The sequence below is a fragment of the Catenibacterium sp. CAG:290 genome (assembly GCF_000437715.1).
Taxonomy (GTDB): domain Bacteria; phylum Bacillota_I; class Bacilli_A; order Erysipelotrichales; family Coprobacillaceae; genus Catenibacterium; species Catenibacterium mitsuoka_A.
In genome coordinates this window covers 1-25,126 of sequence record NZ_FR898814.1, presented here as the reverse complement: position 1 = coordinate 25,126, position 25,126 = coordinate 1, and the positions used below count along the sequence as shown (strand labels likewise).

Here is a 25,126-nt window from a genome sequence, read left to right as displayed (position 1 = left end):
AAAGGGAAAGAGGGTCTACATTATTTGTCGTTATTTATCATTGTATGTATCACAATGAATCTTATTATGATGTGCTTGTTCATTAAGCAGGGATCATCACAGGTTATTAATAAGTATAAGAAACAATTAAAGTATGAAGTAACACTATCATCTGATAATGGAATAAGCATCAGAGATGCCAAACAGTTAACTACTATTAAAGATGTTAAAACTTATAACTATGAACAACTAGTCAATGCATCTTCACATACACTTAAATCAGTCAATACACGTCTTTCTTTTCCTCGTATTTGTTTGACAGAATTACACGAAGATACATTTCTTCTTGCAGGTTATTCCTCTATGACGCTGATCCAGGATTTTAATTCAAAAGAATATAAACTTAAAGAAGGAAGACTTTTAAACAAGAATGATGAGAATACATCCAATGTAGTGATTTCTTATGCACTTGCGAAAAATAATAATCTAAGTTTAGGAGACGATATTCAATTAAACACAGAAAAAGGAGATGTATCATTTTCTGTTGTAGGAATCTATAAGAATAAAGTAGGACTATTAAGTCATTTAAAGCCTTATAATACTATCTTTATCTCTTTATCAAAAGCGCAGTCATTAAGTCATGCTGAACAAACTGTTTCTTCTGTTACTTATTATTTAAATAAAAAAAGCAATACAGAAGGCTTTATAAAGAAAGCACAAAGAAAACCATTGGATTGGAAGCATCTCCAGCTTACATCCAATGATGCACAATATAATGCATGTGTCTCTATCTTTGAAAATATATGTGATAAGTTAAAGATGATTCCTTTGATTATATTAATTATTAGTTCTCTCTTTTTAATACTTATATGTCATAAACTATTTAAAACACATAATCTTAGTAAGATACTTATTATCTTTATGATTTCATTTACTATTTCATGTTTCACAAGTTCATCTCTTTCTAAATATACAATTAATACTTATTTATCTCAGCATGATGTGAATATGTCACAAAAAGAAACAAGAAAGATCAAAACAACCTATACACCTAGAATATTAATAGAGTCTATTGGTATTACATCTATTATGTATTTAGAAACGGTTATTATCGCTTATAAGAAAAAGATCTCAGCCTAGGCTGAGATTATTTCTTTTGATTTAGAGAATAGACCATATATACCACCTGTATGCATAAATAGTATATTCTTTGCATGATCAAATGTACCTTTTTCTAATTCATGGATTAGTCCATAATACGCTTTGCCTGTATATACAGGATCTAGAATAATACCACTGTGTCTAGATAAGTCAGAAATAGCTTCTAATTCTTCTTTGCGACTTAAAGAATAGCCTCTTCCTACATATCCATCAATAATATGAATATGACTTCTCTCTACATCTTTTACATCAAGATGAGGTAATGTATCATCAATAATACTATTAATTTCTTTAATAAAGAAATCAGCATCATCACATACATTAATACCTACAATATCTTTATGAGCTTGTCTTAATTCATTACCTAAATATAAACCAGTATAAGTTCCTCCAGAACCTACTGCATCAATAATAGTATCGAACACAATACCGGTCTTTTTCTCATATTCTAGTATTTCATCAAAAGCATCAATATAGCCTAAAGTACCGATTCCATTACTAGCACCCATAGGAATAATATAAGGTTTATCACCTTTATCTAATACTTCCTGGTAGACTTCCTGCATCATCTCATCTTTATGTGCTTGGAAATCATCATGTTCCTTTACTCTTATATCAGCACCAAGCATATGATCTAAAAGGAAGTTGGCTGTTTCAATATTTTCACCAGGTTCTTTTCTTAGTATAAGAATACACTTCAATCCTAGTTTTGCGGCTACTGCGGCAGTAGATCGACAATGGTTGGATTGGAATCCACCATTAGTGATCAGTGTATCACACCCTAAAGATAAAGCTTCTGCAACACTGTATTCTAGTTTTCTAATCTTATTACCAGATGCCACACTATCTGTTAAGTCATCTCTTTTCACAAAAATATTTGGTTTATATTTGTTGGAGAGATAGTCTATTTTTTCAATAGGAGTAGGCAGCTGGGCCAAATGTAGTTTGTTCATGTAATCACCTCTAAAAATAGTATAGTAGAAATATAAAACAAATACACACTTTTCTTACAAAAAAGTTTGGTATAATAGAGACGAGGAGATGTAAACATGAAAACAATTGGTAAAGATGGTATTTTATTAAGACTCGCAAAAGATATGTATCCTGAAAAGGATGATTTATCTTCTATTGAAGTAAAAACTTTATTTAATGATATTTGTCATAAGTATATACAAAGAGAAGGAATTTATGATCTTCTTTCATGGCTAGAAGGTACTGATTTCTATAGTGCACCTGCAAGTACACGTTATCATGGAGATTATGAGGGTGGTTTATGTGACCATAGTCTCCATGTCTATTTCTGCTTTAGAAGCTATGTAAAGAAGCGTTGTGAACCAGGTTATCATTTATCTATGAGTGAAGAAAGTATAGCATTATGTGCTTTATTTCATGATTTATGCAAGGTTGATATTTATAAGACAGAAATGCGTAATAAGAAGAATGCACAAGGACAATGGGAACAGGTGCCTTTCTATACAATAGAAGATGCATTCCCTGTAGGACATGGTTCTAAGAGTGTTTATATTATGAATCGTTATCTAAAGCTTACAGATATAGAAACAGCCGCTATTGCCTATCATATGGGCTTTAGTTATGGTGATGATGCCAGAACTGTAGGTAATGTATTTAGTCGTTTCCCTGAAGCTTTCGCCTTATCTACAGCGGATATGGAAGCTACTTATTTTGTAGAAAATGAACATTGGCCACGATAAAGTGCTATAATATCATCCAAGGTGATATATATGAAAAAGAGTAAAATTAAAACAAATGCGTTAAGAATGTTAGATCGTGATAAGATTCCTTATGAGATCAAAACATATGAATATGATGAAGAACATTTAAGTGGTGAACATGTAGCATCACAAGTAGATATGGATGCAGGTGATATCTATAAGACACTTGTATTACATGAAGACCATGATTATTTAGTATGCTGCATTCCTGTATTAGAGGAAATAGACTTAAAGAAGCTCGCTAAACTATCTGGACATAAGAAGGTAGAAATGCTTCATATGAAGGATTTACTAGGTCTTACAGGTTATATGCGTGGAGGTTGTTCTCCTGTTGGCATGAAAAAGAAGTTCCCAACATATTTTGATGCCAGCATAGAAAAAGACCGTCCTATCGCTCTCTCAGCAGGTAAAAGAGGCTATCAGATGATTGTTTCATCTAAGGATATTACAACTTATTGTGATGCAAAAATAGGGGATGTAGTGAGAAATCACTAATCCCTTTTTTGTATATCTGTAAGTGTTTACTTAGGAGTTCTCAATAAAAACTTATTGATATTCGTAAATATTACTATTAAATATAAATAAATATCTAAAATGTAAGTAAAAGTTATGAGAAAATAATAGAACTGTAGCGCTTTTTGTTTCTATAGGTTTTCGAAAATGGTATAATAGAACCAAGAGGTGACGCTTAAAAATGGATATTAATAAGAAATATGAGCAATGGTTAAATTATGAAGGCATGGACGCTTCATTAAAGGCAGAACTTGCCGGAATGACAGAAGAACAGAAGGAAGATGCTTTCTATAAGAATCTTGAATTCGGTACAGCAGGTATGCGTGGTATTTTAGGTGCTGGTACAAACCGTATGAACATTTATACAGTTCGTAAAGCAAATATGGGATTTGCGAAATATGTAGCTAATTTACCAGAAGGTAAAGAACGTGGAGTGGCAATCAGTTATGATAACAGACATATGTCATATCGTTTTGCGATTGAATCTGCAAAGATTCTCGCAAAGTTTGGTATTAAGTCTTATATCATGGAATCTTTAAGACCTACTCCAGAATTATCTTTTGCAGTACGTTATTTAAAATGTGCAGGTGGTATCATGATTACTGCTTCTCATAACCCTAAGGAATATAACGGTTATAAAGTATATGATGATACTGGTTGTCAGTTAATCCCTGAATGGGGTGATATCGTTGTTGATTATGTAAATGAAATTGATGACGAATTAGAAATCGAACAGATCAGTGATGAAGAAGCTTATCCATTCATTACATGGGTAGGAGAAGAAGTAGATGAAGCTTATTATAAAGCTGTAATGGGTATTGAAATCAATCCTGGACTAGATAAGTCTGATTTCAAGATTGTTTATTCACCACAGCATGGTGCAGATAACATCCCTGTAAGAACATGCTTAAAGAGATTAGGTTATGATATTGTGCCAGTACTTGCACAGTGTGCACCTGATCCAGATTATACAAATACTAAGTCTCCAAACCCAGAAGTAGACGCTTCTTATGAATTAGCTATTAAGCTTGCGAAAGAAGTAGATGCTGATGTAGTCGCTATTACAGACCCAGATGGTGATAGACTTGGCGTTGTCGCAAAGCACAATGGTGAATATGTATTAATGAGTGGTAACCAGAGTGCTGCTGTATATCTTGAATATATCTTATCTCAGAGAAAAGAGAAGGGTACATTACCTGATAATGCAGTTATGTATAATACTATTGTTACAAGTGATCTTGGTGAATTAGTTGCGAGAAACTATGGTGTTGATGTTGAAAAGACATTAACTGGATTCAAGTTCATTGGTGATAAGATCAGAAAGTATGAAAAGACTCATGAAAAACAGTTCATCTTCGGTTATGAAGAAAGCTATGGCTGTGTTGTAGAAGACTTCGTAAGAGATAAAGATGCTGTACAGGCTGTATTACTTGCTGCTGAATGTGGAAACTACTATAAGAAGCAGGGTAAGGATCTTATTGATGTATTGAATGAATTATATGCTAAGTATGGTACATTCAAGGAATCACAGATTGCCTTAGCAAAAGCTGGTGCTGCAGGTGCTGCACGTATTAAAGAAATGATGGATACTTTAAGACAGGATAAGCCTACTGAAATTGGTGGCGTAAAGGTTGTATTAAGTGAAGATTATGCAACAAGTGAACGTTCTGATGGCACTACAATTGACTTACCTAAGTCAAATGTATTAAAGTATTATCTAGAAGATGGTTCTTGGATTGCTGCTAGACCTTCTGGTACAGAACCTAAATGTAAATTCTATTTCTCAATTAAGGGTAAAGATGCTAAGGATGCTGCTGATAAGACAGAAGTATTCCATAAGGCAATGATGGAATTAATTGGTGAATAACTCATATGGGGGGCTCTATCTTCGATAGAGTCCTTTATTATTTGGAGGTGTAAAATGTATAAATTATTAGTTGTAGAAGATGAAGTACTGATTAGAGATATTATTAAAGAATATTTCGCAACAAGAGATTATGAAGTCATTGAAGCTGTAGATGGTTATGATGCTTTAGAAAAAGTGAATCAGGATATTGATATGGTTTTACTTGATATTATGATGCCAGGAATGGATGGGTATGAAACATGTAAGAAGATCCGTGAAAAATATGATATGCCTATTATTTTTATCAGTGCGTTATCTGAAACTGATAATATGCTAGATGGTTATCATGTAGGTGCAGATGATTATATTACTAAACCTTTTAAACCTTCTGTTTTATATGCGAAATGTCAGGCTATTTTAAATAGAAGCAAGAAGACAGAAAAAGAAGATAAAGGAACAATCTGGCTAGATGAAAGTAAGCATCTTATGTATGTAGATGGTGAAGCGGTAGCACTTCCTAATAAAGAATATTTGTTGATGGAGTTGTTTTTAAATAATAAGAATCAGTTATTTACTCGTTCTCAGATTTTAAATAAAGTCTGGGGTTATGATTATTATGGTGATGGACGTGCTGTAGATACTTATATTAAGAAACTAAGAAAAAAGTTAGGTGTACATTCACATCGTATTCAGACTATTATGAAGGCAGGTTATACATATACGGATGAAGAAGACTAAATGGTCTTTTGGACTTGTACAGCGTACTTTCTTCTTAATGTTGTTTGTATTTATTATTATTCTAGGACTTATGTCCTTACAAGGTATTACAGAATACAAAGAGCGTCTTATTAGTTCAACTTACGATGCTTCACTCACTTCGGGTTTGCAGAGTATTTATCAAACAGAATATTCATTAGATAATAAGAATATGACCAAATATTTAAAGAATTACTACCTAACCAATGAAGGCATGTCTGCGATTGTTGATAGTGATAATAATATTAAGTCATTTGTGAGTAGTGCTTCTTTACATGTATCTCAATTATGGATTCTTGATGAAAATAAGAGTCAAGAAATCATGGTAGATATATCTGAAAATAATTTAGTAAAGAAAATCAATGAATATATGATTGCCCATCCGGATGAGAATTATGAAGTAGTTATAGGTGGTGCACAGTCTAAAAAGAAACAATATTATATTAATGATGGCGAACAAGAAGTTGAATACTATACATCAATGGATACAACGGGTATTCATCCTGCTTATCTTGCGATTAATGGTAAGGTGTTACTTAATAACTCACATAAATCATTGAAGAAATATAAAGTATCCTGGTATATGTCAGAAAGATGTTTTTATGAAAGAAATGGTTCAAGTGGTGGAAGAGAGTTTACAGATTATAAGAAGTTAAAGAAGGCATTAGAGAAACAAATCAAGAAGATTGATAGTATTGAATATGCAAGAGGGTCTGATTATGTGCATTCTAAGAGTATTAATGTAGGTGATGGTACAATGACTATTGCGCTTTCAGAACTTAATCAAGAAATCTCTTCTGTATCAAATACAAGTGGTGTAAAAGGTTATTTTGTATCTGCAAGCTTTATACCAAAATTAACTAAAAATGCGGCTGTGAACTATTTTGAACATTCCTGGTATATTTATATTATTGTGCTCTGGTTAAATGTTGTGATTTCTATTGTGATCTCACATATGATTACTAAACCATTAAGACATGTATCAGAAGTTACAAGTGAAATTGCGAAAAATGATTTCAGTGAGAAGTTCTTAATTACACGTCATGATGAAATAGGGCAGTTAGAAAACAATATTAATATCATGAGTACGAACTTAGAGAATACAATCAATCAGCTTACAGAACAATTAGAACATGTTCAAAGACTTGAACATACAAGAAAACAGTTTATTGCGAACTTCACACATGAGATCAAAACACCTCTTGGTATTATTGCCGGTTATTCTGAATTATTAGAAGATGCCACAACGCAAGAATCAAGAGAAAAATATATTTCTATCATCAATGAACAGATAGAGCGTATTAATAGTATTGTACTCACAATGTTGGAACTTTCACGTTTAGAATCAGGTAAGATTGAACTCAATAACTATTATGTTTCATTATCTGAATTAGTAGAAGAAGTTATAGATGATTTTGAATATGAATTAGAAAAGAAACAACTTCATGTAGTAAAGGAATATGAAGTTGTTGATTTAGATTGTGATCCTATTCAGATAGAAAGAGTTATTAACAACCTCACATCTAATGCGATTAAACATACCGAAGAACAAGGTACAATCACATATCGTATTATGAAGCATCGCTTTGAGATAGAAAATGAAGGACACCATCTCTCTCAGGAAGAGATGGAATCTATCTGGGAAGCCTATATTTCAAAGGATCAAGGTGGAACAGGACTCGGTCTTCCTATCGTAAAAGCGATATTAGAGAGACATGGATATCATTTTGGAGTAGAAAATACAGAAAAAGGTGTTCTATTCTACTTTGAATATTGATATAATAAGGCAAGTAGGGAATGGGTGATCTTATGAAACTAAAAAGAGTACAGTTTTTTATGTCTAAACAAAGTTATCTAGCTAGTCTCCTTGCGATTGCAGCATTAGTCTGTTATTTCATAGGTTACGCCTCAATTGCGATTATTCTGACAATCGCGATTATTATTTGTTTAGTTATTTATTTTATTCTTGGTCTCGTTTATTGGAGATGCCCTTATTGTCATAACTATCTTCCCACAAAAGATGCAGGTAGTTTAACAGTGTGTCCCCATTGTCAAAAAGAATTATTTAGAGATGAAGAAAACAATACTGTAGAAAAATAAAAGGCTGATATCACATAAGTGATATCAGTCTTTTTCTATAAGTAAATAGCTTTATTGATGTGAAGATAGTAGATAATAGCCTGCACATCTGTGTGGAATACTTCTTTAAGTACTTTAGAGTAATAAGACAACTGTGTATGATGAAGACCTTTAAGTGTTTCATCACTATTATCTTTTGATACTCTATCTGTCTTATAGTCTAATACATAAACCTTATTGTCTTTTATAAAGACTAAGTCAAATATACCATTGATGATGAGACCATTCTCATCTTTGTATCTAAATTGTTTTTCCTGGTAAATTTGATCTGCATCTTTAATCAATTGATATGTATCACTATTGATAAAATCATTGATATGAGGAAGATAGTTCTTTAGTACACTCAATCCTTCTTCATCAAACATCTGATTCGTATAAAGTGATTCAATCAATTCCTGAGGATCATCATCTTTGAAATTAAAGTAGCTCAACAAGTTATGTACGAGTGTTCCTCTATCTGTTGCTAGATAGTGTGTTTCTTCATTACTAAAATCAAAGTGAGTTTCATCACTCTTCATTTCTTCCATACTTGTGACCGCAATGCTACGTGGTTCAACAGGATATGGATATTCAAAATCATAATACTTCTTATAGGCACGATATTGGTTCTCTATCTTTGTTTTCGCATAAGCAGGAATCTTATTTATTGTTTCACTGCTATCTTGTATTACACAATGGAAACGTGCTAAGTAGGTATCATCATTTTCTAGTTCTTCAAAAGAAGAACGATCTAAAGAAAGATAAGGACTAATTTCGGGAATAACTTGTCTTATATCCTTCTGGAAATCCTTATGTCTTAATAAAGCCATGATTACCCAGCTTAAATAGTTATTTGTAGAACGCATGGCGAGGTTATATACAACACCATGGCCTTTTGTTAAGGTAGGATCTGTATCATTGGCCTGGACCTTGCGCGCAAGAGAAATAATCTCTTCTTCATCTTTAATAGTACCAGTTAAGATCAGTTTCTTTTCTGCACGTGTTAAGGCAACATAAAGAATACGCATCTCTTCATTCACTGTTTCCTGACGAATCAGCAGCTTCAACATCTTTAAATAAGGATGTTCATATTTACATAGAATTTTTCCAAAAGGAGACTTTTCTTTTCGTGCAACACTTCCTGCTACACCATCATGCTGAGATATGATAATGTCGGCTTTTTCATCAGAATTATTAAACTTCTTTTGCATCGCACTCACGAAGACAACTGGAAACTGTAGCCCTTTAGATTTATGAATAGTCATGAATTCTACTGCATCATTTTCATCACTCGCAATAAAACCAGGTGCCTGGTTAGAAGAAGAATCTAATAGTTCTAAGTAATCCTTTAAATAAGGATATTCTTCATTTGTACGGAATGTTTCTAATAGAATATCTAAGTTTGCGCTACGTTGTTCACCATTCATTAATTGGGATACAAAAGCCTGGTATCCTGTTTCTTTTAAACATTTTTTTAATGTTTCATAAGGAGAAGATGTCATGGCCGTATTTCTTAAATCATCAAATACTTCTAGGAAATGAAGTACTTTATTGTTTGTATGATGAGTCAGGTTGATATAGAGAGGATCATCTGCATCTCTGATTTCTAATAATTCATTCTCAGTAAAATGAGAAAATAAGAAGTTATTATGTAATACAGACAACATCGCAATATCATCATATGGATTAACCAAAGCCTTTAATAATGTCATCATGCTGATGACTTCATTGGACTCAAATAAACCAGTGGATAAAGTAATATTGACTGGAATATGATAACGTTCAAACACCTTCTTATAAGTAATAAATTCAGTTGTAGCGCGCATCAGTACCGCAAAATCATGATACTTATAATCTGTAACCTGCCTCATCTGAATAATTTTCTGAGCAACCATATGTGCTTCCACTTCAGACTTTGTATATTCTTCCTGATTATTATAAAGAGAAATAAGTACATCTGTATCAAAATCATGATTCTTTTTTAATTCTGAAAGTGTTGTACCTTTCGCTTCATAATCATATCTTAAAATCGCATTATCTCCATGGATATACTCTAATCCACCTACGGCAGTATCCATAATACAGTCAAAGATATAATTGACACTGTCCAAAACAACCTTTTCAGAACGATAGTTAAACTTCAAATCAATACGAATATTTGTATCATTCTCTGTCATCTCTTCTAGTTTAGTGAATGTATCAAACTTATGCTGGAAGATAGAAGGATCAGCCTGTCTAAAACGATAAATAGACTGTTTCATATCACCAACCATAAACATTGGAATCTCTTTATCATAATTCGCAATCTTTAAAACAAGGTTTTCCTGTATCTGATTGGTATCCTGATATTCATCTACCATGATTTCTTTTAATGTATGATTTAATCTTTCTACTACAGGTTGATCTTCTTGTAAAAGTCTAGTTGCATATTCTTCTAGGTCATGGAAGTCTAATTCATTTCTGGCTTTTTTCGCTTCTTTATAAGCCTGATTGAATTGATCTAACAGCCCATTTTTACCTAGCAAATAATAAATATCCACATAAGAATAAGTAAGATACTCATGGAATTTATCTGTAAAAGAGAAATACTTTTGTAATTTTTTGAGTGGTTCAGTGACATCAGCCTTCAGTTTTGTATATTGTTTCTTAACTGAATCATCTACACCGAGTTCACTCCACTTGATAGATGACATTTCTATTTTATGTGATACTTGTCCATTCAAAACCTCAAAAGAAAAGGGCTTATTGAGGGCATTATAGAGATCAGAATAATAATCATATAATGCAGTGGCAGGTGCAGGATGTTTCGCATTTTCATCTGTTTCAAAGAAATAAGTAATATCATGTTTCTCACAGAAACGATAGAGAATATTATAGGCACTTAAACTTTTAATACAGCAGTCTTGATACAATTTTGCCATGCCATTTAGAATCGGTTTTTCTCCAAAAAACTTAGGGTTATAATACTTCTCATGAACTTGATCAAGGAACTGATGGAAATCCACAAAAGAATTGGTGATATTCTGGAAGTCTATTAAAGTTTGTTTTAATTCATCAAAGTCATTTTTTGTATTATGGCGAGAGGCATAATCCTGGAAACGAGGATCTTCTACCCATTTCTCTAAACACTGATCTAGTACTTGGTCTTTGATTAAATCAGGTGAAGGGTTCACCTTAAATCCTGGCATCACACCAATTAAATAGCCATACTTCTCTAATAGTGTCTTACAGAAACTATCAAATGTAGTTATATATGCATGAGGCAGTAATTGAATCTGTTCTTGAATATGTTTCAATGTTTCTTCATCATGATTAGCAAAAGCTTCTTCATGTAGAGACACATTCAATCTTTGTTTCATCTCATTTCCTGCTGCTTTAGTGAAAGTTAATACTAGAAATTGATCCATTGAATAATGATCATTCACAATTAAACTAATTAAACGGGCTACAAGAATTCTTGTCTTTCCTGAGCCGGCAGGAGCACTGACAAGAATAGTCTTTCCTCTTAAATCAATTGCAGCTTGCTGTTCTTTATTGTATTTAGGCATTCTAATCATCTCCTTTTAGTTTCTTATACATATCTTTCGCAATTATTCTATTTTCGTTCTCAAATACATCAAATAAACATACTGATTTATAAGGACAGTAATTACATGGATATACTTTAAAGTCATTCGCTGGCTGTGCACCCTCCATTAAAGTAGGGTGGATAGGAATCAATCCTTCATGAATCTTTTCATAGAGTTCAGAAATATGCTTTTCCACATATTCCATTATTTGATCTAATTCATCAGGTGAAACCACTTTTGCGTCATTATAGTATTCTCCAGACTTCTTGACTCTAATAGGAGTCACAAGGTCTGGGGAAATACCAAGTGCTTTTACAGACTTAGTTGACCCGTCATCCACCATATAGCCTTCCATACGATATTCCTTTAATATTTCCCTTTGAATACTAGTTCCCCATGAATCATCATCACGTGCAAGCATACGTCTCTTCATATTAAAGTACAACATACCTGCACGGTCCTTGTTTTCCTGTTTGCATAACATATCTAGATAAACAAGCATCTGAATATTAAATCCCTGTATTGCGAGATTGAAATCAACCTCTTTCTTACTTGATTTATAATCCACAATACGTACCATATTCTCAAATTCATCCACTCTATCAATAATACCTGAGAAAGGAACACCACCAATTTCACCAGAAATTTCTTTTTCTTTTGCGATAGGAACATAGTCACCCATTTTTAACTGTTTCTGAATAATCTTGATTGTTATCTTCATATCTTCAATCAGATTATTAATAAAGTATTGGTTCATTGGATGACCATCATATTTCTCTTTCAGATTCTCTTCTATATAATGTTTTGCTTCTTGATCTACAAGAGATTCATCATCCAAACATTTCTCCATTAAATAATGACATAAAGAGCCGAGTTCACTTGATTGTAAAGTATCTTCTCTCTTTTCTGTAATCTTTAATCCATATTTAATGTAATAAGAGAAAGGACACTTATTATATGTCTCTAAACGAGAAATACTTACACCTCTACCTAACTTATCTGTATCTTTAATAAATTCAGGCTGGTTACTTGTCATCTTATAATGATCAATCAATCGATTAATAGGATCTTCATCTATACGTGATTGATTTAAATATAGGTTATTCTTGATGAGATTCAATGGAGGATTGATATATTCTAATTCAAAGAGATCACTTAAACGTGACATAAGAATAGAAGGAATTAACTCATTGGCAGCCATATTCTTCTTGCTATAAGAGAATGTATAAGATAAATAAGGATTTAAAAGAACTTGTATAATACGCTTATAATGTGCCTGTAACTGTTCATCTAATAATAGAGGATGAGGATTAAATTGTTTATAATCTTCCTCCATTAAGAATCCTTTATCACTGATTTCTAAAGGTAAGAATGTTTCATTGATTCCTGTTAAGTAAATATGTTTTTGTGTTGCAGTGAGTCCCTTTTCAAGTGAAGTCACGATAACACCTGTCTTATTTGTAACTCTATTACCTGGGATAATACATTGAAGGAATAAATCAAACTCTTCTGGACTAATTTCATCATCACATTTATAGGCATCAAGAGTTTTAATCATAGAGGCACTGATATCCTGTTTTTGAAGGAACTGAATAATTTCTTTAAAAGTATGTCCTTTACACTCTGATAATGATCGAGACATTTTACGATAATCACTATTATAATGACATGTTTCATTTTGTGATAATGTGGCAGGAATGTTGAGTTCATCAAAACATATAGTCAAATAATCTGAATAGCTTGCCTGATTTGTAATGATCATAAAATCTTCATATTGCAGCTGTTCATTCACAATACGTGATTTAATATCACAGGCAATCTTCATACATTCCTGCATAGGATGACCACCTGTAATAACACGTCCTTCAGCTACATTGTGCACATCCACATTATCAAATAAGTGATGAATAATAGACTCTTCATACTCATTTAATACTTCATTTGCATCTGTCATCTCTAATAATGTGACTGGAACATAATTGTCTATCTTCTTAAACAACTCTTTGGATGCAATATGAGGATAATCATCACTCATAATATATAGAGGTGTCTTTAAAGAATCATCTATTAAATCTTCTACCATTTCTTCAATTGTCCAGTATCCCCCTGGAATAAGAGAATTAATTGTATATAAATCTTCACATTTTTTACTTAATAAAGTATCTTCGAAAAACTGATCGAGAGTTATATTATTTCTATGGATCTTTTTAAGTGTAGAAATCAATTCAAGAATCATCTCATAAGAATTAGAACTAAACTGTATTGTATTAAATGTATGACAAGAAAGAATATGACGCATTATAAAAACAAGATCTGCCTGTGAATAAATATGACGGGCAAACTGTTTATGTGAAATCAAAATCTTATCTATATATTGTTTAAGTGTTAGAACTTCTATATCAAATAAACAGGAATACTTATTCAAGAATAGATCTTCTACATATTCTGTATTCTCTGTAATGATATAAGCAGGACCCTGTAAGTGTTCTGCCAATTCATTGAGTTTTTTATTGAGGTGCATCCCTTTAATAATCTGCATAACTATTCTCCTTCTTTCGTACTTTGGTACTATTATATCATTGCATCTAAAATCATGCATTAAGTTCAGTCTCTATAACACCTATATAATGGAGTTAAGAAAAAAAGCCTTCCACATAAGTGGAAAGCTTCAGGTTAACGTAACTCATCAAGCCACATAGATACATCTGCATCACTAGGCATACGTAAATCTCCACGAGGAGATAAAGCCACTGAACCAACTTTAGGTCCATCTGGGATACAGCTACGCTTGAACTGCTGAGTAAAGAAACGTCTATAGAATAGAGTGAGCCATTTCTTAATTGTTGCTTCATCATATTTATCACCATATGTATGAATCGCAATACGTAATAATTTCTGTGGTTCATAATGGAATCTTGCATGATGATAAAGGAAGAAGTCATGTAATTCATAAGGTCCTACAATATCTTCTGTCTTCTGAGTAATTTCACCATCTTTTGCAGGAAGTAATTCAGGTGAAACTGGTGTATGAAGAATATCCTGCAATGTAGCTTCTAATACTTCACCTTTATATAAAGTAGATACATAATCAACAAGATATCTTACAAGTGTCTTAGGAACAGAAACGTTGACACCATACATACTCATATGGTCACCATTATAAGTAGACCATCCAAGTGCAACTTCTGATAAGTCTCCTGTACCTACGACAATACCACCTGCCTGATTCGCAATATCCATAAGTACCTGTGTTCTTTCACGAGCCTGACAGTTTTCATAAGTGACATCATGGACTTCAGGGTTATGATTAATATCTTTAAAATGCTGGTTAACGGCATCTTTGATATTGACTGTCATAGAAGTGACTTCTAGTTCTTTCATAAGTGTTAAGGCATTATTTAAAGTACGATCAGTTGTCCCAAAACAAGGCATAGTGACCGCAATAATATCTGATACAGGACGACCTAGCATCTTATAAGCCTTATGCATTACAAGTAATGCGAGAGTAGAATCAAGTCCTCCAGACATACCAACAACGACTTTCTTAATATGAGCTGCTTCAAATCTCTGCATTAAGCCATGAGTCTGAATATTAAATACTTCTTCACAACGTGCAGCACGTTTTTCTTTATCACTAGGGACAAATGGATGAGGATCATAATAACGATCTAAATCTAATTCTTCATTATCTAATGCAAATGGTACGGTATCAAAATAATCTTCACTATCATAAGTGGTCATTTCAATACGTTCTGTGTGAATCTTTTCTAAATCCATATCTGCATAGATTAAACCTGTAGAATACTGAGTAGATTCTTTAAGTAATGTACCATTTTCATAAATAAGATGATGATTAGAGAATACCACATCTGTTGTTGATTCACCTACACCTGTATTACTATAAACATAGCCACATATAAGTCTTGCGCTTGTTGCACTAATTAAACTACGTCTATAATCACTCTTACCTGTTAAGTTATTAGATGCGGAAGGGTTCACAATAAGTGTTGCCCCGTTTAAACATGCATCAGTACTTGGTGTATGAGGTGCCCATACATCTTCACATATTTCTACCCCAATCTTTAACCAAGGATGATTCACATCTTCAAAAATCTGTTCAGTTGTCACATGAATTTCCTGATCACATAAAGTAATATACTCATCTAAATCACGACCGCTCTTGAAATGTCTACCTTCATAGAATTCATGATAATTTGGAATATATGTCTTAGGTACAGCACCTAGAATATCTCCTCTATGTAATACAAGAGCACAATTGTAAAGATCATTACGGATGACAAGTGGCATTCCAATAACAATCACTGTATCAAGATCTTTTGTTTCATCTAGAATATATTGAAGCTGTGTTTCTGATTCATTCAATACTCTTTTCTGAAAGAAAAGATCTTCAATTGTATAACCAGTTAAACATAACTCATTTAATACAAGAACCTGTGTATGATTTGCGTTGGCTTCTTTTGATAAACGGATAATCTCCTGCGCATTCTTTTTCACATTTGCGATAGAGACTTTAAAAGAACCAGCTGCAACTCTAATAAAACCATCTTTCATAAACATTCCTCCAATTTCCCTCTCATTATATCAAAAAAAGTTCACATGAGTGAACTTTATAATAAATGTATATCATTTTCTTCGCAGATACGCATTGTATCTTCATCCCATAATGAAGCCTGTACTTCACCAATATGGGCTTTCTTTAAGAAGAACATACATAAACGTGACTGACCAATACCGCCACCAATACTTAATGGATAAACATTGTTTAAAACATTCTGATGGTAAGGAAGTTCAGTACGTTCTTCAGCATGTGCTTTCTTTAACTGTTCTTCTAAAGCTTTCGCATCAACACGTACACCCATAGAAGATAATTCAAATGCATCGTCAAGAATAGGATGATAAACAAGAATATCACCATTGAGAGTCCAGTCATCATAGTCCGGTGCACGTCCATCATGTTTAATACCTGACTTAAGGGTATCCCCAATCTTCATTAAACATACAGCTTTTTTAGCCTTAGTGATAGCTCTTTCTCTTTCCTTTGGTGTTAAATCAGGATAAACATCTTCTAATTCCTGTGTTGTAATAAAGAAAATCTTTTCTGGTAATAATCCTTTATCCAATTTTGGATAATGACGAATCATTAAGAAATCTAAATCTAATAAAGCTTTATAAATCTTCTTAACAGTCTGTTTGAAGAAATCAACAGTACGATCTTCAGGTTTGATCACTAATTCCCAGTCCCACTGGTCTACATACATAGAATGAAGGTTATCAATTGTTTCATCTCTTCTAATTGCGTTCATATCTGTATATAGTCCAGTATGTGCTTCAAAGCCATATCTATAAAGCGCATCACGCTTCCACTTTGCAAGTGAATGAATGATTTCAATTTCATCATCATTATTTAATTCATAGCTGTTGAAAGCAACTGGTCTTTCAGTTCCATTTAAATCATCATTTAATCCTGTGTTTTTTAATAAAAATAGTGGTGCAGATACTCTAGTGAGTCTTAATTCTTCTGATAAACGTCTTTCAAAATAATCTTTAATCATCTTAATCGCAACTTCAGTCTCAATAAGATTGAGTTGTGAATGATAGTTTTCTGGTACAAATACTTTACTCATAAGTCTTTTACTCCTTTATGTATGATTATATAAGAAAAAAATAAAAAAGAAAGAAAGAAAATGGTATTTCTTATATTATTTAAAAATATGTAATAATTTAGGGAAATTTAAAAAATGATGAACTTGATTGACTTATTTCCGATTATTTAATACAATGTTGAAAACACAAGATAAGGAGATGCACAATGGAAAAATTGTTTAAGAGCACAAGAGGCAATCAGACACCTATTGATTTTTATACATCTATTCTTCAGGGAATCGCAAGTGATGGTGGATTACTTGTACCTGACTTCGATTTTGAGAAGAAAAACCTAGAAGATTTACTCCCATTAAACTATGTAGATCTTGCAACTGAGATTATTGGTACATTTGCGCCAAGTGATGCAAAAGAAGCATTACATACAGCCTGCAATCAGGCTTATGGTGAAGGTTTATTCTGTGATGAAGTGGTTCCTGTAAAGAAAGCAGGAAATGTATATGTTGCAGAACTCTATCAGGGTCCTACAGCTGCATTCAAGGATATGGCATTATCTATGCTTCCTAGAATGATGACTCTTTCTTTAAAGAAGAAAGGTGAAGAACGTGAAGTAATGATTCTTGCAGCAACAAGTGGTGATACAGGTAAAGCTGCATTAGAAGGCTTTAAAGATGTAGAAGGAACTTGTATTAAGGTTTTCTATCCAATTGATGGTGTATCAGCTATTCAGCAGCAGCAGATGGTGACTACAACAGGCAAGAATGTAGAAATTATCGGTATTAGAGGTAACTTTGATGATGCACAGTCTGCAGTTAAGAAAGCTTTTGGTTCTAAAGAATTAAAAGAACTTTGTGATGAACATCATATCTTCTTATCTTCAGCTAACTCAATCAATATTGGACGTTTAATTCCACAGATTGTATATTATTTCTATTCATATTTAACACTTGTGAAGAGAAATGAAATCAAACTTGGAGAAGCAGTGAACTTTACAGTGCCTTCAGGTAACTTTGGTAACTGCTTAGCTGGATGGATCGCAAAGAATATGGGATTACCAGTGAACCAGTTCATTGTTGCTTCTAATAAGAATAATATCTTAACTGATTTCTTCACTACTGGTACTTATGATGCAAGACGTGAATTCTATAAGACTAATGCTCCTGCTATGGATATCTTAGTTTCTAGTAACCTAGAAAGATTAGTATGGTTCATGGTGAATGGTGATAGTGAAAAAGTGAATAAGTATATGGAAGAACTTAAAGAAACAGGTGTTTATAAAGTAGATGATGAAACACTTGCAAGAGTTCAGAAAGAATTCAAGGCAGGATGTCTTGGAGAAGAAGATGTACTTAAAGTTGTTCATGACTGCTGGAATGAAAACAAGTATCTATTAGATACACATACAGCTGTTGGTTATGGTGTTTATGAAGAATATGTCAAGAACACTGGTGATACAACTAAGACAATCTTACTTTCTACTGCATCACCTTATAAGTTCCCAGAATCTGTGTATCAGGCATTAACTGGTGAAGAAGTAGATGTTTATACAGCTATTGAGAAACTACATGATTTAACTGGTATGGAAATTTCTTACCCATTAAAAGGTATTAAGGATCGTGAAATTCTTCATAAGGGTGTTATTGATAGAGATGCAATTCTAGATACTATTGCAGAAAAGATCAAGGAGTACTAATTATGTTTGTAAAGGTAAGAGTTCCTGCAACAAGCGCAAACTTAGGACCTGGATTTGACGTTGCGGGTCTAGCAGTGACTTTATATAATACATTCACTTTTGAATTATTAGATGAAGGATTAGAAATCTTAGGATGTCCTGAACAGTTTGCGAACAAAGATAACTTAACTTATCGTGCCTTTGAAGAAGGTGCACGTTATGTAGGATTAGATTATAAAGGATTACGTATTACCAATGAAGGAGATGTTCCATATACAAGAGGATTAGGTTCTTCTTCTACATGTATTGTGGCTGGTATTGTCGGTGCTTTCGCATTCAAGAATCGTTATGAAGAACGTCAGAACATTCTTGAACTTGCGACTAAGATTGAAGGACATCCAGATAACGTTGCCCCAGCAATCTTTGGTGGATTAACTGTATCTGTTATGGAAGAACATAAAGTCACTACATTGTCTATTCCAGTTAAACAGGAATACCGTTATGTCGCACTTATTCCACCTTTCACATTATCCACAGAAAAAGCACGTTCTGTATTACCACAGACATTAGAACGTGCAGATGCGATTAAGAATGTATCTCATCTTGCATTAATGGTTGCATCACTTATTAATGGATATGATGAAGGTTTGAAACTAGGCTTCAAGGATCGTTTCCATCAGCCTTATCGTGGACACCTAATTGATAATTTCTTCCCTATTATGGAAACATTAGAGAAGGATGAAAGAGTATTAGGTGCTTATCTATCAGGTGCAGGGCCTACTATTATGGCTTTAATTCGTGCTGATGATACAATGGGTGTTGTACGTATTAAAGAAGAATTAGGATCCTTAATTGACGGATGGCAAGTAGAAAAGTTAGAATTAGATGAACGTGGATTTACATGTGACTTTTTATAATACCTGGCTGTTGTCAGGTATTTTTTTCAGGAGGATCAAATGAAGAATTATCATACACATACAACAAGATGTATGCATGCAATTGGAAGTGAAGAAGAATATATCTTAGCAGCAATCTCTGCTGGATATACAGAATTAGGCTTTTCAGACCATACACCATGGCATTATGAATCAGGATATCATGCCACAATGCGTATGGATGAATCACAACTTGAAGACTATGTCCATACATTATCAGTACTAAGAGATAAGTATAAAGACAAGATTTCTATCAAGATTGGTTTGGAATGTGAATACTTTGAAGATAAGATGGAATGGCTTAAGGATCAGCTTGAAAAGTATAAGCTTGATTATATTATTTTAGGAAATCATTTTGATGGCAGTGATGAAACAGGTATTTATTATGGTTATCCAGTATCTTTAGAAGAATTAAAGAGATATGTATCACAGGTGATCAAGGCTATGGATACAGGCTTGTTCTCATATGTAGCGCATCCTGATGTTGTTTTCTATGATGAAAAGAATCAAGAACATATTGATGAGTTAGAGAAAATCTGTATTCATGCGGCTGAAATAGATATGCCTTTAGAATTTAACTTATTAGGATATAAGGCTATGCGTCATTATCCAAGTCAGACATTTATTGATTTATGTAAAAAGCATCATAATCGTATTATTATCGGAACAGATGCGCATGAACCAAGTGCATTAAAAGATACTAAAACATACAATCGTGCTTATGCTTACTTAAAGGAAAGTGGCTTAGAAATTACTGAAGATATTAAGATGTTGAGATAGGAGGCTTGAGAAAGCCTTTTTTTCTTTTGACAGTTCCGTTGAGTGTAAATTGAAAAAGTCATGGAATATTCATGCTTATTTTGATTTAAATGTATGTAGAAAATGTAGTAATGTATCTCGCTTGATTAAGATTGCTCATATCAGGCACTATATGTCAGTAACTGAATTAGTTTGACAGTTATTGTGACATTAAATTTAAAAAGCATTGATATATTCATGCTTATTTTAATTTAAATGTATGCAGAAAATGTAGTAATATAATATACGGTAGTGATATTTTTAAATTAGAAAGTATGTATTAGATATTAAAAAGAATGATATTATTTCATTTATTTAAAAAAACCTTTACAATATAAAGTGCCTAGTATTGATTAAAGGCTGTATAATAAAGGTGGTGATAAAAATGGAACATATTACAGATATAGATAAAACAGCACATCTTGAAGAATGTGTAGAAGCGGTGAGAGAAATCATTAATCCAGATGATTATGGATTAAGTGAAGAAGCTCTTTATGCTCTTACAAAAGAAATCATGGATACTTCTCTTACAATGGGAGGAGACTTTCATTTAGATAACATTCGTTTCTTTGCGGAACGTTTTATTAAGAGTGGATCAATTGCACGTTTTAAGATGGCTCATGAAAATGATTTTTAAGGAGGAATTGTATGGGTAAAATAGAAGACGTTATCCAACAGTACCTGGATGAACATAAAAGTCATTATCTAGGTAAATATCGTTATAGATGTAGCTATCATATTAGTGATACTGCGATGAAGTTTCATTATTATATGCTTGATGAAAACTTCAGAAATATCGATATTTATGTTGAATTATCATATGGTGATAAGGTTGAAGCAGAATTCTCAGAAAATTTAAATGATCAGGAAAAGCAGTTTATTATTAAAGATGCACTGGTACATATTTTTTATAAAGAGAAGTTTACACATATCCTTCATTATTCTTTGATTCCAAAGATAGTGAAGGAACATCATCTCATTGATACAAACATGGCACCGATTGATTATATTGAGATATTGGAGTACATGAAGTATCATCAGGGGATTAATAAAAAGACAATCGATTCTTTCTATGAAATCTATCTTCCAGTTATGCACGATTTAATCAAGACACAAAAATATGATGTTTATATTTCTTCATTGATCTTATTATTACGTAACATACTTTATGAATATGACTGGGATGGGCCAAATTCTAAATATCGTGATACGGAATATCAATATCATTTATATTATGTAAGAGAATTGATTCAGGAAATTATTGACCATCTAGATGTATTCTATAAGCATGCAGCAAGCTATTTGTTCCATCTTATGCATCTACTATGTCAGCATACTTTATTCGCATTTTGTATTATGAGCAATCTTGGTTCATTATTTAATTATAATGAGGTTGTTTTAAAGGCTTTATCAGACAATTTGAAAAAGCACTTTATTTTATATGATAAGGAAGCTAATAATTTAAATCAGTGTAATCTTGTTTATTCTTATTTATTCTATTCTTATTTAAATAGGAAGGAACCTTTTAGAGAAGTAATCAAACAGGTGTTTAGAACAATTGTGGATTCTATTCTTGTTTATGCAAATCATGACTTAGATCTTGCATTAGGTAATACGTTATTAAAAAATGAAGGTTATGATGTATTGCTCGATTTATTCAGCAGTGATTACAATACATTTATATTCACTTGCTTCCCAATTAGTTCATTCCCAACAGAAATGCGTACATCAGTTCGTAATGAACTTGTTGCCGCTATTCGATTCTTTGCAGGTAGAATGAATAATGATAAGTATAAGCTCAGCTCATTTGAACAGGTATTAAATATCAATAGATTATTATTAGATAATTTTGGAGATTGGTATAAATGAAAAAGAGAAATATAGTCACAGCAGTCTTTGGAACTGCTGTCCTTGCAGGTGCAGGGTTATATCAGAAAACAAGTCAGTTTGTAGATGAACGCTTATATCGTACACATATTAAACGTACCTTATTTGAGACTTTAAAGCCTCAGACAGTACGTATTAAGAATATGAATGATGCGATTTTAACTGGTCATCTACTTGAAGTGGATCATGCAGACAATACATTAATCATGGTTCATGGTTTTACTAAAGATGCATCTTCTCTAGAAAATGAAGCAATCTATTTTCAATCAATTTGCCCTCATACTAATATCTTGATGATTGATTGTTATGGTAATGGATCATCTGATGGTGTAACAAGAGGTGTTGGTTTCCAAGATGTTATGGATATTAACTATTGGAATCGTTTCATTATTCAAAAGTATGGCGAAGATCATCCGGTCTTCTTCTATGGTAAAGAAACAGGTGCGACAGCCTTGCTTTGTGCAGGCAGTGCAGGTTTATTAAAGAATGCAACAAGTTTAATTGTAGAAAGTACATTTAAGAATGTGCGTGATTACTTTGCATATTTAATGAAGAATGATGGATATCCAGAATCTATTACACGTCCTTTACTTTCTATTGTATTAAGAAAAGAATTGGATGTACCTCTAGATGATCTAGATGTCATGAGATATATAAGAAGGAATACTATTCCGACATTATTTATCCAAAACAAAAACAACAATAAGGTAGATTTTAATGATGTATTTGATTTATACAATAATGCATTATGTATTAAAGAATTAATGCCATTAAAAGATAAGCCATTTTATGCTCTTGATGAAAAGCATCCTTATAAGGATCTTCTTACAGAGTTTTTAAATAGAAATGGATGATAGGAGGATTAAAATGTATTTTAAAGAATCAAAAGGGTTCCCAAAGGATTTCTTATGGGGAAGTGCTTCAGCTGCTTATCAGGTAGAAGGTGCCTGGGCTGAAGACGGCAAAAAGCCTTCAGTATGGGATAAGTTTGTAAGAATCCCAGGTAAGACATTCAAAGCTACTACAGGTGATAAGGCAGTTGACCATTATCACATGTATAAAGAAGATGTCAGACTAATGGGGGAGATGGGGTTAAAGACTTATCGTTTCTCAATTGCCTGGTCAAGAATCTATCCAGATGGTAATGGACAGGTGAATGAAAAAGGTTTACAGTTCTATGATGACTTAATCAATGAATGCTTAAAGTATAATATTGTACCAATGGTGACTGTATATCATTGGGATTTACCACAGGCATTAGAAGATCAATATCATGGCTGGGAAGATCGTCGTATTGTTGATGATTTTGTGAATTATGCAACTACATTATTTAAACGTTATGGTGATCGTGTCAAACATTGGATTATCTTAAATGAACAGAATGTCTTTACTGGACATGGCTGGATGCTTGCTAAACATCCACCAGGAAAATTTAAGGATATGAAGACTTACTATCAGGTGAATCATCATGCATTCATGGCTCATGCAAAATCAGTGCTTGCTTTAAAAGAACTTTATCCTGATGCATTAGTCGGTTCATCATTCGCCTATGGTCCAGCTTATGCAGTATCTGATAAACCAGAAGATCAGATGGCATGTGTTGATTATGAAGACTTAAAGTCATACTACTGGATGGATGTTTATGCTTATGGACGTTATCCAAGATCCGCAATGAAATATTTAGAATCATTAGGTGTTGCCCCACACTTTGAAGAAGGCGATGCTGAAATTCTAAAAGAAGCTGCATCTAAAGTGGACTTCATGGGTGTTAACTACTATAAGACATGTAGTATTGAATACAACCCACTAGATGGTATTGATTCTCTTGGCGGAGAAAACAATACAGGTAAGAAGGGCACAGCAGAAATGGAAGGTGTACCTGGCATGTATAAGGTACCTGCGAATAAGAATCTTCCTACAACTGACTGGGACTGGACTATTGATCCTATGGGACTTCGTTTTGCGTGCCGTAAGATTACTTCACGTTATGATTTACCAATCGTTATTTCAGAAAATGGTCTTGGCGCATTTGATAAACTAGAAGATGGAAAGATCCATGATTCATATCGTATTGAATATTTACGTAACCATATTGAAGAATTAAAGAAAGCATGTGATGATGGATGCCGTATTCTTGCATATTGCACATGGTCATATACTGACTTATTAAGCTGGTTAAATGGTTATCAGAAACGATACGGTTTTGTCTATGTAGATCGTGATGAAGATGAAAACTCTGGTACTCTAAAGAGAATTCCAAAGGATTCATATTATTGGTATAAGAAAGTTATTGAAACTAATGGTGAGGAATTATAATTCATAGAAGGCTGATTCATATTGAATCAGTCTTTTATGTGTTTAAATAAGGCATAGAGAGCTTATAAGAGACATATATAAAAGAGGATAAAAAATAATAAAAATAAAAAAACATTGGCTATATCAATAAAAATAGACATTATGAGATAAAAAATAGAAAATAATTCAAAAAAATACTTTACAAGTGTTGGAATATTGGGTATTATAGACAGGCAGTCCGG

Annotated in this window: 19 protein-coding genes; 14 read left to right on the top strand and 5 right to left on the bottom strand. The window is 32.9% G+C overall.

Annotation, left to right across the window (positions count from 1 at the left end):
• Positions 1-1,119: ABC transporter permease (locus tag QVO42_RS05560; RefSeq protein ID WP_288163901.1), on the top strand; the 1,119-nt coding region annotated here is incomplete at its 5' end.
• Here QVO42_RS05560 and QVO42_RS05555 read toward each other — a convergent pair.
• On the bottom strand, positions 1,116-2,093 hold the full coding sequence (locus QVO42_RS05555) for a D-cysteine desulfhydrase family protein (RefSeq protein WP_022425163.1): 978 nt from the start codon (positions 2,091-2,093) through the stop codon (positions 1,116-1,118). The genes QVO42_RS05560 and QVO42_RS05555 overlap by 4 nt on opposite strands.
• Positions 2,094-2,189: 96 nt before the next feature.
• Between QVO42_RS05555 and QVO42_RS05550 the strand changes: the two genes are divergently transcribed.
• The 6 genes from QVO42_RS05550 (at position 2,190) to QVO42_RS05525 (ending at position 8,088) form a co-directional block, all read left to right on the top strand.
• Positions 2,190-2,852: a hypothetical protein gene (locus QVO42_RS05550; protein ID WP_022425162.1), complete on the top strand. Its 663-nt coding sequence runs from the start codon at positions 2,190-2,192 to the stop codon at positions 2,850-2,852.
• Between the two features lie 30 nt (positions 2,853-2,882).
• A complete protein-coding gene (gene ybaK / locus QVO42_RS05545) occupies positions 2,883-3,368 on the top strand; it encodes a Cys-tRNA(Pro) deacylase (RefSeq protein WP_006505212.1) in 486 nt (161 codons plus the stop codon).
• Positions 3,369-3,567: 199 nt separating this feature from the next.
• Entirely contained in the window at positions 3,568-5,253 is a 1,686-nt protein-coding gene (locus tag QVO42_RS05540; RefSeq protein ID WP_022425161.1) for a phospho-sugar mutase, read from the top strand.
• A gap of 54 nt (positions 5,254-5,307) precedes the next feature.
• A complete protein-coding gene (locus QVO42_RS05535; protein ID WP_022425160.1) occupies positions 5,308-5,970 on the top strand; it encodes a response regulator transcription factor in 663 nt (220 codons plus the stop codon).
• On the top strand, positions 5,957-7,765 hold the full coding sequence (locus QVO42_RS05530) for a sensor histidine kinase (RefSeq protein ID WP_022425159.1): 1,809 nt from the start codon (positions 5,957-5,959) through the stop codon (positions 7,763-7,765). The genes QVO42_RS05535 and QVO42_RS05530 overlap by 14 nt, the downstream gene beginning before the upstream one ends.
• A 32-nt stretch (positions 7,766-7,797) precedes the next feature.
• Positions 7,798-8,088: a hypothetical protein gene (locus tag QVO42_RS05525; RefSeq protein WP_040389743.1), complete on the top strand. Its 291-nt coding sequence runs from the start codon at positions 7,798-7,800 to the stop codon at positions 8,086-8,088.
• A 35-nt stretch (positions 8,089-8,123) separates the two neighbouring features.
• Here the strand turns inward: QVO42_RS05525 and QVO42_RS05520 are convergent, their stop codons facing one another.
• From QVO42_RS05520 to asnA, 4 genes are all read right to left on the bottom strand, one after another.
• The gene (locus QVO42_RS05520; RefSeq protein ID WP_022425158.1) at positions 8,124-11,654 is read right to left on the bottom strand and encodes a UvrD-helicase domain-containing protein; all 3,531 of its coding nucleotides are present in this window, start codon (positions 11,652-11,654) and stop codon (positions 8,124-8,126) included.
• A 1-nt stretch (position 11,655) separates the two neighbouring features.
• Positions 11,656-14,214: a PD-(D/E)XK nuclease family protein gene (locus QVO42_RS05515; protein ID WP_022425157.1), complete on the bottom strand. Its 2,559-nt coding sequence runs from the start codon at positions 14,212-14,214 to the stop codon at positions 11,656-11,658.
• A gap of 134 nt (positions 14,215-14,348) precedes the next feature.
• Positions 14,349-16,247, bottom strand: a complete 1,899-nt coding sequence (locus tag QVO42_RS05510; RefSeq protein WP_022425156.1) for an NAD(+) synthase — start codon at positions 16,245-16,247, stop codon at positions 14,349-14,351.
• 56 nt (positions 16,248-16,303) lie between these two features.
• Positions 16,304-17,320: an aspartate--ammonia ligase gene (gene asnA, locus QVO42_RS05505; protein WP_022425155.1), complete on the bottom strand. Its 1,017-nt coding sequence runs from the start codon at positions 17,318-17,320 to the stop codon at positions 16,304-16,306.
• 185 nt (positions 17,321-17,505) lie between these two features.
• Here asnA and thrC point away from each other — a divergent pair, with 185 nt between their 5' ends.
• The 7 genes from thrC to QVO42_RS05470 all read left to right on the top strand — a co-directional run bounded on the left by thrC (position 17,506) and on the right by QVO42_RS05470 (position 24,905).
• Positions 17,506-18,990, top strand: coding sequence for a threonine synthase (thrC, locus tag QVO42_RS05500; protein WP_022425154.1), 1,485 nt, complete (start codon positions 17,506-17,508; stop codon positions 18,988-18,990).
• Between the two features lie 2 nt (positions 18,991-18,992).
• Positions 18,993-19,886 (top strand): homoserine kinase, encoded by an 894-nt coding sequence (thrB, locus tag QVO42_RS05495; protein ID WP_022425153.1) that lies wholly within the window; start codon positions 18,993-18,995, stop codon positions 19,884-19,886.
• Positions 19,887-19,925: 39 nt separating this feature from the next.
• On the top strand, positions 19,926-20,684 hold the full coding sequence (locus tag QVO42_RS05490) for a histidinol-phosphatase (RefSeq protein ID WP_022425152.1): 759 nt from the start codon (positions 19,926-19,928) through the stop codon (positions 20,682-20,684).
• Between the two features lie 403 nt (positions 20,685-21,087).
• A complete protein-coding gene (locus tag QVO42_RS05485; RefSeq protein ID WP_022425151.1) occupies positions 21,088-21,339 on the top strand; it encodes a hypothetical protein in 252 nt (83 codons plus the stop codon).
• A gap of 11 nt (positions 21,340-21,350) precedes the next feature.
• Entirely contained in the window at positions 21,351-22,571 is a 1,221-nt protein-coding gene (locus tag QVO42_RS05480) for a hypothetical protein (protein WP_022425150.1), read from the top strand.
• Positions 22,568-23,443 carry an alpha/beta hydrolase family protein gene (locus tag QVO42_RS05475; RefSeq protein ID WP_022425149.1) on the top strand — a complete coding sequence of 292 codons (876 nt, stop codon included), beginning with the start codon at positions 22,568-22,570 and terminating at the stop codon, positions 23,441-23,443. Before QVO42_RS05480 ends, QVO42_RS05475 begins: the two co-directional genes overlap by 4 nt.
• A gap of 13 nt (positions 23,444-23,456) precedes the next feature.
• Positions 23,457-24,905, top strand: coding sequence for a glycoside hydrolase family 1 protein (locus QVO42_RS05470; protein WP_022425148.1), 1,449 nt, complete (start codon positions 23,457-23,459; stop codon positions 24,903-24,905).
• Positions 24,906-25,126: the final 221 nt, after the last annotated feature.